This is a genomic window from Streptomyces sp. SID4985, assembly GCF_009863025.1.
GTDB lineage: Bacteria > Actinomycetota > Actinomycetes > Streptomycetales > Streptomycetaceae > Streptomyces.
On sequence record NZ_WWIR01000662.1, the window covers coordinates 1 to 11,446 of the forward strand.

Below are 11,446 nucleotides of genomic sequence, written 5' to 3' on the forward strand. Positions count from 1 at the left end.
GGGCGGCGGGGGTGGCGGGCGTCGGGGCGCGGGGCGTTCGGGTGCGAGGCGTGGCCGCCGGAGTGCCCGACGGCACCTCGATGTGCAGCGGCGAGCGGTGCTTGCCGTCGGCGCCGTCCGGAGGCGTCACCGTGCAGCCGCAGAGCGCGGCGAGGGCGGCGGCCGAGGCGAGTACGACGGCGGTTCTCCCCGGAATCCTCGTGCGCGGAGCCCCCTCACCGGCACTGCCCCGAATCCTCATGCCCGGGATGCTTCCCCGCGCGCCCCGCGTTGAACTACACGACGGGGGGAAACGCGGACACCCCCGGAGGCGGCCATGGCGCGGCACACGGAGTCGGGACGGCCCATCGAGCCGGTGTACGGCCCCGGCGACCTCGCGGACTGGGACCCGGCCGAGCGGCTGGGCGAGCCCGGCGCGTACCCGTACACCCGGGGTGTCTATCCGACCATGTACACCGGCCGCCCCTGGACGATGCGCCAGTACGCCGGTTTCGGCACCGCCGCCGAGTCCAACGCCCGCTACCGCGAGCTGATCGCCCACGGCACCACCGGCCTGTCCGTCGCCTTCGACCTGCCGACCCAGATGGGTTACGACTCCGACGCGCCCCTCGCGCACGGCGAGGTCGGCCGGGTGGGCGTGGCGGTGGACTCCGTCGAGGACATGCGGGAGCTGTTCGACGGCATCCCACTCGACCGCGTCTCCACCTCCATGACGATCAACGCCCCGGCGGCCGCGCTGCTCCTCCTCTACCAACTGGTGGCCGAGGAGCGGGGCATCCCCGGCGAGCGGCTGACCGGCACGGTCCAGAACGACGTGCTGAAGGAGTACATCGCGCGCGGTACGTACATCTTCCCGCCCCGCCCCTCGCTCCGGCTGACCGCCGACCTCTTCGCGTACTGCGCGGACGAACTCCCGCGCTGGAACACGATCTCCATCTCCGGCTACCACATGGCGGAGGCGGGTGCCTCGCCCGCGCAGGAGGTCGCGTTCACGCTGGCGGACGGCATCGCGTACGTCCGCACCGCGCTCGCGGCGGGCATGGACGTGGACGCGTTCGCGCCCCGCCTCTCCTTCTTCTTCGTGGCGCGCTCCACGCTCCTGGAGGAGGTCGCCAAGTTCCGCGCCGCGCGCCGGATTTGGGCGCGGGTGATGCGCGAGGAGTTCGGCGCGCGCGATCCGAAGTCGTGGATGCTGCGCTTCCACACCCAGACCGCCGGGGTCCAACTCACCGCCCAGCAGCCGGAGGTGAACCTCGTCCGGGTCGCCGTCCAGGCGCTCGCGGCCGTCCTCGGCGGCACCCAGTCCCTCCACACCAACGCCTTCGACGAGGCCATCGCCCTGCCCACCGACAAGAGCGCCCGCCTCGCCCTGCGCACCCAGCAGGTCCTGGCGTACGAGACGGACGTGCCCGCGACGGTGGACCCCTTCGCGGGTTCCTACGCCGTCGAGTCCCTGACCGACGACCTGGAGGCGGCCGCGCTGGAACTGATGGACCGTATCGCCGAGTTGGGCGGCGCGGTCGCCGCCGTCGAACAGGGCTTCCAGAAGGGCGAGATCGAGCGCAACGCCTACCGGATCGCCCGCGAGACGGAGGAGGGCGAGCGCGTGGTCGTCGGCGTCAACCGCTTCCGCCTGGACGAGGAGGAACCGTACGTCCCGCTCCGCCTGGACCCGGGCATCGAGACCCGGCAACGGGAACGGCTGGCGCGGCTGCGCGCGTCGCGTGACACGGGTGCGGTGGAGTCGGCGCTGAGCGCGCTGCGGGAGGCGGCGCGGGGCACGGACAACGTCCTCCCGCCGATGAAGCGGGCGCTGCGGGAGCGGGCGACGGTGGGGGAGGTGTGCGACGTGCTGCGGGGGGTGTGGGGGACGTATCAGCCGGGGGAAAGCTTCTGAGCGCCGTGGTGCGGTGTGCCGTCCTGGCCTGCTGGGACCCGCGCCATAGGCGCTGTCAGTGGCCCGTGCGACACTCCCTGCATGTTCGGCGTCATCGATCTCCCCACCTATCTGGCAGGGCTCGTCCTGATCGTGCTGCTGCCCGGTCCCAACTCCCTGTACGTGCTCTCCGTGGCCGCCCGCCGGGGTGTGCGTGCGGGCTATACGGCCGCCGCCGGTGTGTGGTGTGGCGACACCGTGTTGATGACGCTCTCGGCGGCCGGTGTGGCCTCGCTGCTCCAGGCGAACGCGGTGCTGTTCGGGATCGTGAAGTACGCCGGTGCCGGATATCTGACCTGGCTCGCGATCGGGATGATGCGGGCCGCGTGGCAGCTGTGGCGGACGCGGCGTGAGGCCGCCGTGGCGGAGGCGGGCGAGCAGGGTGCGACGGATGAACGGCCGTTCCGGCGGGCGCTCGTGGTGAGCCTGTTCAACCCGAAGGCGATCCTGTTCTTCGTCGCCTTCTTCGTTCAGTTCGTCGACCCCGGTTACGCCTACCCGGCACTGTCCTTCGTCGTCCTCGGCGCCTTCGCCCAGGCGTTCAGCTTCCTCTACCTCACGGCGCTTATATTCGGCGGCACCCGCCTCGCCGCCGCCTTCCGCCGCCGCAAGCGGCTGTCGGCGACGGCCACTTCGGCGGCGGGGGTGCTGTTCCTCGGCTTCGCGGTGAAGCTGTCGCTGGCGTCCACCGTCTAGGGGGTGTCTCCCTCCAGGACCTCTAGGACCCGGCCCGGCCGACGCGGGTGAGGTAGTCCCCGATCCCCTCGGCCGAGTCGCCCGCCCAGCCCAGGTAGCCGTCGGGCCGGACGAGGAAGACGCCGGGGCCGTAGGAGGCGGGGGCCGTCGGGAGTGAGCGGATGCCGTCGTGCGGGGCGGGGGCGCCGAGCAGGGTCCAGTGCGGGCCCCGGAAGGTGTCGAAGAGGCGTACGCCGTCCACGCGGCCGTCGGGTGCGCGGTCGCCCGCGAGGATGCCGGAGGGGTTCCGGCGGGCGTCCTCGGTGAGGGTGGAGTCCGGGTAGCCGAGGCCGAGTTGGACCGTGGCCCTGCCGCGCCGGACCTCGCCGCGGTGGACGCCGGTGGAGAGGTCGAGCATGGCGGCGGCGTTGGCGCGGCGCTCGGTCTCGTAGGTGTCGAGCAGGGACTCGGGGGCGCCGTCGCGGAGGACCGCGCCCAGCTTCCAGCCCAGGTTGTAGGCGTCCTGGACGCTGGTGTTCAGGCCCTGTCCGCCCGCCGGGGAGTGGACGTGGGCGGCGTCTCCGGCGAGGAAGACCCGGCCCGCGCGGAAGCGGTCCGCGAGGGCGGCCCTCGGCCGGAACTCGGAGGCCCAGTGCAGTTCGGTGACGTCCTCGGGGGCGAGGTGGGTGTACGCGCCGACCAGCTTGCGGATGCCGTCCAGGGTCGGGTCGGGCGCGGTGTCCTCGGGGAGCTTCGCCGCGAGCTGGAAGTCGTCCGTCCCGGCGAGCGGGCAGAGCATCATGCCGGTGCCGTCCTCGCCCGGGAAGGTGTGCCAGTGCTCCCGGCCGAGCCCGCGCACCCGCACGTCGGCCACCACGAACGGGCTCGGGTCCACCCTCTCGCCGGTCATGCCGATGCCCACCGCGCGCCGTACCGCCGAGCGGCCGCCGTCGGCCGCGACCAGATACCGCGCGCGGATCTCCGTACCGTCCGCGAAGTACGCCGTGACGCCCTCCGTGTCCTGCGCGAGGTCCGTCAGCTCGCGCCCGAAGACGACCGTGCCGCCCAGTTCGGCCAGGCGCGCGGCGAGGATCTCCTGCGTGCGCCACTGGGGGACCATCCAGGGCTCGGTGTACGGCGCGCCCTCGTCCGGCTCCACGGGATCGAACATGGGCGCCGCGCCGATCTGTTCGCCGTCCTTCCAGATCACGCGCGGCGGATACGGGCCGCCGCTCGCGCGGATCGCGTCGAGCACGCCGAGGTCGTCGAAGACCTCCATGGTGCGCGGCTGGAGCCCCTTGCCGCGCGAGCCGGGGAAGAGCGTCGCCGCCCGCTCCACGACCAGCGCGTCCACCCCGCGCCGGGCCAGGTCGACCCCGAGGGTGAGCCCGGTCGGCCCGGCCCCCACGATCAGCACATCCACCAGGGCATTCACGGCATATCTCCTTAACGTCGTTAAGTGCGGCCGCTCACCAGAGTGCCCTTAACGGCGTTAAGGTGTCAAGCTGTTCCCCGTGAGCACGGAACGACGCGCCCCCCTCGACCGCCGACGGGTCGCGGACACGGCACTCAGGCTGCTGAACGAGACCGGCCTGGACGGTCTGACCCTGCGCGCCATCGCCCGGGAACTGGACGTCAAGGCCCCCGCGCTCTACTGGCACTTCAAGGACAAGCAGGCCCTGCTCGACGAGATGGCGACCGAGATGTACCGGCGCATGGCGACCGGTGTCGCCCTCGACCCCGCCGACACCTGGCAGGAACGGCTCCTCCGCACCAACCGCGGCCTGCGCGCCGCCCTCCTCGCCTACCGCGACGGCGCCAAGGTCTTCAGCGGCTCCCGCTTCACCGGCACCGAGCACGGAAGCGCGATGGAGTCCCACCTCCGCGTCTTCACCGCCGCCGGTTTCACCCTGGCCCAGGCGGTCAACGCGGCCCGCACCGCGAACATGTACACGATCGGCTTCGTTACGGAGGAACAGGGCGTACGCCCACTGCCCGGCGAGCTCCGCGAGGGCTACGACATCGAGGAACGCGCCCGCAGACTCGCCGAGTTCCCCCTCGCCGCCGAGGCGGGCAGCCTGCTCTTCGACGACTACGACGCCCAGTTCGAGGAGGGCCTGCAGCTGATCGTGGCGGGGATCGGGGCGCGGTACGGCCTGAAGTGAGGGCCCGGTAAGTGAGGGCCCGGCCCCGGTATACGCCGTGGAGGCGGCCGGGGTGAGCCCCCCCCCGGCCACCTCCCCACCACAGCGGAACGATCTACTCCGACTTCAGCAGCCGGGACGAGCGGTTGCCGAGCTGGATGCGCACCGACTCCTTGCGGGCGAGCTGCCGTATGGCCCTGCCCCGGGCGCCGAGCAGGTTCGCGACGCGCGCGACCTCCGCCCACACCCGGCCGCGGTCGCCGCCCGCCATGGCCGCCGCCGCCAGCAGACGGCACGCCTCGGCCGGCTGGTTGCGCCGCGCCCGTATCTCGGCCATGCCGACCAGGACGTCCACCGGCTGTCTGCGGCGCAGTATCTCGGTGCCCACGCGCAGCGCGTCGTCGTGCCGCCCCGCCTGGAAGTGGCGGGTGAAGTCCTCGGCGAGGAAGCTGCCGCGCCGGGCGAGCAGCGCGGCGAACGGGCTCTCCTCGCCCTCCTCCGGCTCCCCGTCCCGGTGCGCCTCGTCGCCCGGGCCCGGAAGCCCCAGCGCCGTCGTCATCCGGGCGGTGAAGCCCGGGATGTCGAACAGCTCCTCCACGTCCTGGTACTGGCTCTCCGAGATCTCCTCGTCCAGCACCCGGCGCAGCGCCTCCAGCGCGGCCTCCGGGGTGTACTCGGCGAACGAGCGGTAGCCCGGCACGCCCTCCAGCACCTCACGGGAGCCGACCCGGTGATAGGTGACCGTGCGCAGCCGTTGCTGCACCGCCTCCACCACCGACAGCGGCATCGGGTCGTCCACGCTGGACAGGAAGAACACGTCGGAGGCGGCGAGTTCCTCGCGCACCCGGTCGCGGGAGAGCGCGCCCATCCACTCCACCCGGTCCGACAGCAGCGTGGACGTGCCGATCCGCCACGTCCTGTGCCCGATCCAGGTGAACCGCCACGGCAGACCCTGGGCGTACGCCAGTTCCGCGACCCGGGAGAACAGGTCGAGGCCCTTGCGGTCCTGCATCGAGCCGACCATGACGATGCGCGGCCGCTCGCCGGGCGTACGGCGGGCCCGCTCGCGGTGGGTGTCGCGCGGGACGGTGTTGTAGACCACCACCGGGTCGATCACCCCGAGCTGGCGGAACATGTCGGCCTGCGCGGTGGACACGCACAGCACCTTCAGGCCGGGCAGCAGTGCGAGCAGCTCCTGGTGGCGCAGGGTGTGCTCGCCGCCCTCGAAGTTCATGACGTACTCGGTCTCGTGGGCGTACAGCGCCACCGACTTGCCCGCGTCCTTCAGCGCCCGCACCAGCTCGCACGCCAGCGGCGAACGCCAGAACGGCGCCAGGCTGTTGACGAGCACGACCTCCACGTCCGCGAGGTCGCCCATGACGTCCTCGGCACGGGTGTAGGCGCCGAGGTCGAAGTAGCGCACGTCGACCGGGCTCTGCGCGAGCAGCGCCTGGGTGTAGGTGAGGACGGGGATCGCCACACCGGTGACGTAGGAGAAGCCGAGGCCCAGCACCGCGAGGGAGCGCGGCCGCTCCATGCGCCGCCGTACGTCGCGCAGCGCCCGCTCGGCGCGCGGCAGCGTGTCCTCGTCCGTCTCGGCGGAGGTCCAGCGAGGGGCGGGCCGCTCGGCCGGGACGGCGGCTTCCTCGACGATGGTGAGGACGCGCTCGGGCACGTCCTCGTGGAAGCCGATGAAGTGCTCGACGGGCTCGCCGTGCACATTGGCCGCGAACTTGCCCGAGCGCTGGAGGTCGGCGACGACGTCCGTCAGCTCCCCGACCGTGCCGACGTTGCGCAGCAGCGGGTGGTTGACCGTCGGGAAGACGATGTTGAGCGGGGGCGGGCTGAAGAGGATCAGCGGCGTGCCCGCGCGCAGGGTCTGGAGGTAGGTCGTGGAGAAGAACGTCACCGCGAGGTCGTAGCCGTCCAGCGCCTCGGCGTCGAGCAGGGCCTTCTCGTCCAGGACCGTCACGTCGGGCAGCGTGTGCAGCCAGTCGAGGTGTCCGCGCAGGGTCGAGGGGTGGGGCTTGATCTCCACGGAGCCGAACCTGGCCAGTTCCGCGCAGAGTTCGGTGAGCTGGGCGCGGTGGTCGGCGCGGGAGAGCTTCTTCTGGTCGCCCAGCGGCTGGTCCAGGACCACCATGCGCAGCGGCTCGCCGGGGTCCTTGGCGTGCCGGTGGGTGGTGGAGCGGGCCGCGCGCAGCAGCACCGGGTCGTCGCTGTGCCCGAGGGCGCCGGTCAGATGCACCGGCACATCGGCGTCCGCCGAGCGGAACAGCAGGTGCTGGGCGGTGGCCGGACCCCAGACGCAGACGGCGGCGGGGCGGGACGAGCCGTAGTACCAGTTCTGGTCGTGGAGCCCGGCGTCGGTCCGCTTGAACCGGAAGTCCAGGTGCCCGTCCTGCACCAGGACCAGCGGCAGGGTGCGCCCGAGGGCGCCCGCGACCCGGCGGCCGCGCTGCGACTGGTCGTTGAAGAACACCAGCCGGTCGATGCCCTCCTCCGCCACGAACGCCCGTATGCGGTGGCCCAGTTCCTCCAGGAACTCGGCGTCGCTCAGCGGCTCGTCCACCACGAAGAGGTTGCGCACCGCGAGGCCGTCGAGGCGGGCGGCCGCCTCCTCCTCGATCCATCCGGCGACGTCCCCGTCACGGTCGGCCGTGACCAGGTGGAAGGAGTGGGCTTCGGCACCCGGGGCCCGCATGATCTCGGCGGCGAGTCCCACGCCGTTGCGGTTCTCGGCAAACACAGCGATACGCATGGATGTATCAGTCCACTCCGAATACTGGGGAGAAGCGAAGGAATCCGGGAAATGACGGCGCTCCGGTCAGGACGTGAGCGCGAAAGAAACAGAGGTGCCCTCTTCTTGAATGAAATACGACCTCTTTTCCCCGGAGGGGGAATCCCGGGGAAATTCCCGGTGAACGGTCGGCGGCGTAGGCCCCGCGTCAGCGGCGTACGGCACCCGTCAGCGGCGTACGGCTTTGCGCAGGTGTCGCGCTTTACGGGCCATACGGCGGACCGTGGCGTTGCGCGGCAGGAACGCGAGCCGGCCGGGCACACCGCCGGGCAGCGCCAGGGAGGTCAGCCGCTTGCGCCGGAAATAGCGCAGGGTGCCCGCGTCCAGGTGACCGGCCAGATAGCGCTCGGTCTCCCCGCGCAGCCGGTGCAGGATCTTCGGCTGCATGGTGAACCCCACCGCGCGCACCAGCTCGCCCAGCGCCGCCGCGGACCTGCCCCGCCGCCCGGCGAGGACCGCGTCCCGGTCCGCGAGGTCCGGCAGCAGCGCGTCCACGACGGCCACCGGGACGCGGTTGCTGTTCTCGTACGGGTTCAGCCGCTCCAGCAGGGTGCCGGTGCCGACCCGGGCGACCGGGAGGCCGTACAGCTCGGCGGCGGTGAGCAGCGCGGTGGAGAAGCAGCCGACGACCAGCGCGGGCCGCAGCCGCTGGTACAGCACCTCGGCGAGGACGGGGGTGTCCAGCACGGTGAGGCGCACCCCGAGCCGCTCCGCCTCCTCCTCCAGAGTGCGCACATGGCGGGCGGGCGCGGTGGGGTGGGGCTTGAACACCACTGCGGTGTGTCCGAGTTCGACGGCGCCGCGCAGCATCCGCACATGCAGCTCCTCCTCCTGCTCGGCGGTGAGGATGCCGAGTGCGGAGAGGTACTGGCCGAGCAGCAGGGCGGGTTCGCCGGGGATCTCGGGCAAGTCCGTGTCGTCCGTGGCGAGTTCGCTGAGCACCTTGAGGAAGGCCGCCGTCGGAACGGTCTCCGGGGGCACCCCGAACTCGGTGAGCAGCAGGGGCTTCAGGCCCGGCACCAGGTCCAGGTGGAGCAGCCGGTCGATACGGGTGCCGACCAGCGGGTCGATCTTGTTGCGGGTGGGGCCGTAGCTCATCAGGCCGTCGGCGTAGACGGTGACGGGCGCGCCGTGCAGGATCTGGGCGAGCGCGAGTGACGGGTTGACCTGGATCGACTCGACCGCCAACTCCACGTCTTCATGGCCCAGTTGCCACTCGTGGCGCAGATACCGCTCCCACAGCGGCAGGTCCTCGGGGCGCGGGGCCCAGACGCCGGGGTGGAAGGGGAAGATCGCCGCGTTGTACGAGACCACCTCGTCGAACCGGTCGCGCAGCCGCTCGAAGCCCGGCATCTGGTCCAGACCCGGCATCGTCTCGGGCGTCGCGGCGTTGTTGCAGACCAGCAGGATGCGCCGGTCGGCGTCCGCGAAGCAGCCCGCGTCCAGGGCGGCGGCGAGCGTGGCCGCGCCGTAGAGGGTGGACGCCTGGAAGATCTGGGTGCTCACGCGGCGGCTCCCAGGGCGGCGGGGCGGCGGCGCAGCCGGCGCAGCAGCGTGGCGCGGTCGAGGTCCATGGAGTCCAGGGCGTCGCCCAGCACGTCCTGCGGCATCCGGCGCAGCGCGGCGGCACTCATGGATTTCAGCTTCTTCGCCACGGCGGGCTCGAACCTTTCGACGGAGCCCAGATGGTGGGCGATGATCGCGCAGTAGGTGCGCACGGCCTTCGGCAGCAGCAGGGCCGCGTCCGCGTCCCGCGCGGTCTCCTCCACCACCTGGTCGAAGGCCCGGACGAAGTCCAGCTGCCGCACGTCCCCGATCTGGGTCAGGGACGAGGCCACCCCGCGCCGGTAGAAGACGCCGAGGCGGGAGACCACCGCGAAGGACTCCGCCTCGCGGTGCAGCTTCCAGATCCAGGGGCGGTCCTCGGCCGTGCGCAGGCTGTCGGTGAAGTGCAGCAGGCCGCGGTCGACGAGACGGCGGTGATAGACGCCCGCCCAGGCGTAGGCGTAGTCGACGGACGTGGTCCGGTCGGCGGGCAGGATCGCGTCGCGCGGCCGCAACACGACACCGCGCCGCCCGTGCGGCACCCGGTGCACCGTACGGACACGGCCCGTGCACTGGACGTGGTCCGTGCGCACGAAGTCGCAGCCGAGGCGCTCCACGTCGGCCACCAGCCGCTCGTAGTAGCCGGGCGCCAGCCAGTCGTCGCCGTCCAGGAAGGTGACGTACTCGCCGCGCGCGGCGTCGATGCCGGTGTTGCGCGCGGTCGCCAGACCCTGGTTCCGCTCGTGCGTGAGCAGCACCGCGCCCGGCAGTTCGCGCTCCGCGCGCGCGAGTATGTCCGCCGTCCCGTCACGGGAACAGTCGTCGACGAGAAGGAACTCGAAGTCGTCGCGTGCGTTGGCACGCAGACTCCTCAGAGTGTCGGGCGCGTATTGCCGCACGTTGTAGAACGGCACGATGACCGAGAGCTTGACCACCCGCGAGACGTTAGGCGGCGGCCCGGCATTCGCCCTGAAGAGCGGTGGGATATCAGGTGAACGAAGCCTGGCGATGCCGTGAACCGAACTGGATTCCACCCCGAACGCGCACCGAATGACCGTCCGTCGATGTGCTGTTAACCGTTTGTTGCATTCCGGTTGGGCCGCACCTCGAAATGGCTTCCTAGCGTCTGCGGCGTGCCAGCAATCACCACCGAACCCCTGAGGATCGCCGTCCTCGCGGATTCCGACACCCGATGGAAATGGGGCGCGCTCACCGCGCGACGCCTCGCTCCCGCCGGCGTCGAGATCCGGCTCGACGGCTTCCTCCTGCGCGGCCGGGCCACGCCGACCGCACGCCAGCTCCAGGAGACCGGCGCCCACGCGGACAGCCTGCGCGAGGTGACGGCCGTGGAGTTCGTGCGCGGCATGGCCGAGGAGCGCTACGACGTGCTCGTGCTCGCGCTGGTCGGCGGGGGTGTGCAGGCGATGCTGCACGGGCTGCGGCACGCCTGGGGGAGCGGACCGCGTCCCGTGGTCGTCACCGGGTACGTCGGTGTCGTCTACGAGAAGCTCGCCGACGGGCTGCTGCTGCGGCACGGCGCCGATCTGGTGCTGGCCAACTCGGCGCACGACGCGGAGCGGTTCCGGGACGTGTACGAGGGGGTCGGCGCGGACGCCTCGGCGGTGACCGAGGTCGCGCTGCCGTTCCTCGACGGGGCGCCGTACACCGGTCAACACGAGCCGTTCACCGTCGTGTTCGCCGCCCAGCCGTCGGTGCCCGCCAGCCGCGCGGACCGCGCCTATCTGCTCTCCCGGCTGATCGGGCACGCCCGCCGCCACCCCGGCCGCGAGGTGCTGCTCAAGCTGCGCTCCAAGCCCGGCGAGCACACCACGCACATCGAGGAGCTGCCGTACCAGAAGCTGGTCCGGGGAATGGACCCGCCCGCCAACTTCCGCCTGGTGTACGGGCACATGGGCGAGGTGCTCGACCGCACCGACCTGCTGGTCACGGTCAGCTCCACCGCCGCCCTGGAGTCGCTGCACCGGCGTGTCCCGACGGCCGTACTCACCGACCTCGGGGTGCGCGAGGCGCTCGGCAACCACCACTTCACCGGCTCCGGGTGCCTGACCTCCTGGGACCGGATCGACGCGGGGGAGCTGCCGAAGCCCGATCCGGCATGGGTCGCCCGGCAGGGAGTCGTGTCTGGGGGCACCCCCTCTGGGGGAGGCTCCTACGAGGCCGCCTTCGACACCGCCCGCGAGCGCATCGCCGCCCTGCTGACCAGGCCCGGAAGCCTGCCGCCGCTCGACCCGTACTACACGGCCGAGACCGCCCCCGGCTACCTCCCCGGCATCCTCGCCCGCCACCACCTCGGCCCCGACGGCGCCCCGCTGCCCGGCGCGCCCG

The 11,446-nt window shown here is 72.1% G+C and carries 8 protein-coding genes and 1 pseudogene; 4 read left to right on the top strand and 5 right to left on the bottom strand.

The window, feature by feature from the left end:
• A pseudogene (locus GTW40_RS28755) lies at positions 1–241 on the bottom strand (hypothetical protein); the annotation flags it as partial.
• 75 nt (positions 242–316) lie between these two features.
• On the opposite strand from GTW40_RS28755, the gene GTW40_RS28760 reads away from it, so the two are divergent.
• Both GTW40_RS28760 and leuE read left to right on the top strand, forming a co-directional pair.
• The gene (locus GTW40_RS28760) at positions 317–1,897 is read left to right on the top strand and encodes a methylmalonyl-CoA mutase family protein (RefSeq protein WP_161183061.1); all 1,581 of its coding nucleotides are present in this window, start codon (positions 317–319) and stop codon (positions 1,895–1,897) included.
• 81 nt (positions 1,898–1,978) lie between these two features.
• Positions 1,979–2,632 (top strand): leucine efflux protein LeuE, encoded by a 654-nt coding sequence (gene leuE / locus GTW40_RS28765; RefSeq protein WP_161183062.1) that lies wholly within the window; start codon positions 1,979–1,981, stop codon positions 2,630–2,632.
• A 22-nt stretch (positions 2,633–2,654) separates the two neighbouring features.
• On the opposite strand, the gene GTW40_RS28770 is transcribed toward leuE, so the two are convergent.
• Entirely contained in the window at positions 2,655–4,046 is a 1,392-nt protein-coding gene (locus GTW40_RS28770) for an FAD-dependent monooxygenase (RefSeq protein ID WP_161183063.1), read from the bottom strand.
• A 79-nt stretch (positions 4,047–4,125) separates the two neighbouring features.
• On the opposite strand from GTW40_RS28770, the gene GTW40_RS28775 reads away from it, so the two are divergent.
• The gene (locus GTW40_RS28775; protein WP_161183064.1) at positions 4,126–4,776 is read left to right on the top strand and encodes a TetR/AcrR family transcriptional regulator C-terminal domain-containing protein; all 651 of its coding nucleotides are present in this window, start codon (positions 4,126–4,128) and stop codon (positions 4,774–4,776) included.
• Between the two features lie 94 nt (positions 4,777–4,870).
• Here the strand turns inward: GTW40_RS28775 and GTW40_RS28780 are convergent, their stop codons facing one another.
• The 3 genes from GTW40_RS28780 to GTW40_RS28790 form a co-directional block, all read right to left on the bottom strand.
• Positions 4,871–7,516, bottom strand: coding sequence for a glycosyltransferase family 4 protein (locus GTW40_RS28780; RefSeq protein ID WP_161183065.1), 2,646 nt, complete (start codon positions 7,514–7,516; stop codon positions 4,871–4,873).
• Positions 7,517–7,723: 207 nt separating this feature from the next.
• Positions 7,724–9,061 carry a polysialyltransferase family glycosyltransferase gene (locus GTW40_RS28785; RefSeq protein ID WP_161183066.1) on the bottom strand — a complete coding sequence of 446 codons (1,338 nt, stop codon included), beginning with the start codon at positions 9,059–9,061 and terminating at the stop codon, positions 7,724–7,726.
• A complete protein-coding gene (locus tag GTW40_RS28790) occupies positions 9,058–10,035 on the bottom strand; it encodes a glycosyltransferase family 2 protein (RefSeq protein ID WP_161183067.1) in 978 nt (325 codons plus the stop codon). The genes GTW40_RS28785 and GTW40_RS28790 overlap by 4 nt, the downstream gene beginning before the upstream one ends.
• A gap of 198 nt (positions 10,036–10,233) precedes the next feature.
• Between GTW40_RS28790 and GTW40_RS28795 the strand changes: the two genes are divergently transcribed.
• Positions 10,234–11,446: DUF6716 putative glycosyltransferase (locus GTW40_RS28795; protein ID WP_161183068.1), on the top strand; the 1,213-nt coding region annotated here is incomplete at its 3' end.

What these genes read in the sequence shown, in the direction of transcription:
- GTW40_RS28760 (WP_161183061.1), top strand. Translation starts at nt 317, where the DNA reads ATGGCGCGGCACACGGAGTCGGGACGGCCCATCGAGCCGGTGTACGGC.
- leuE (WP_161183062.1), top strand. Translation starts at nt 1,979, where the DNA reads ATGTTCGGCGTCATCGATCTCCCCACCTATCTGGCAGGGCTCGTCCTG.
- GTW40_RS28780 (WP_161183065.1), bottom strand. Translation starts at nt 7,516, where the DNA reads ATGCGTATCGCTGTGTTTGCCGAGAACCGCAACGGCGTGGGACTCGCC.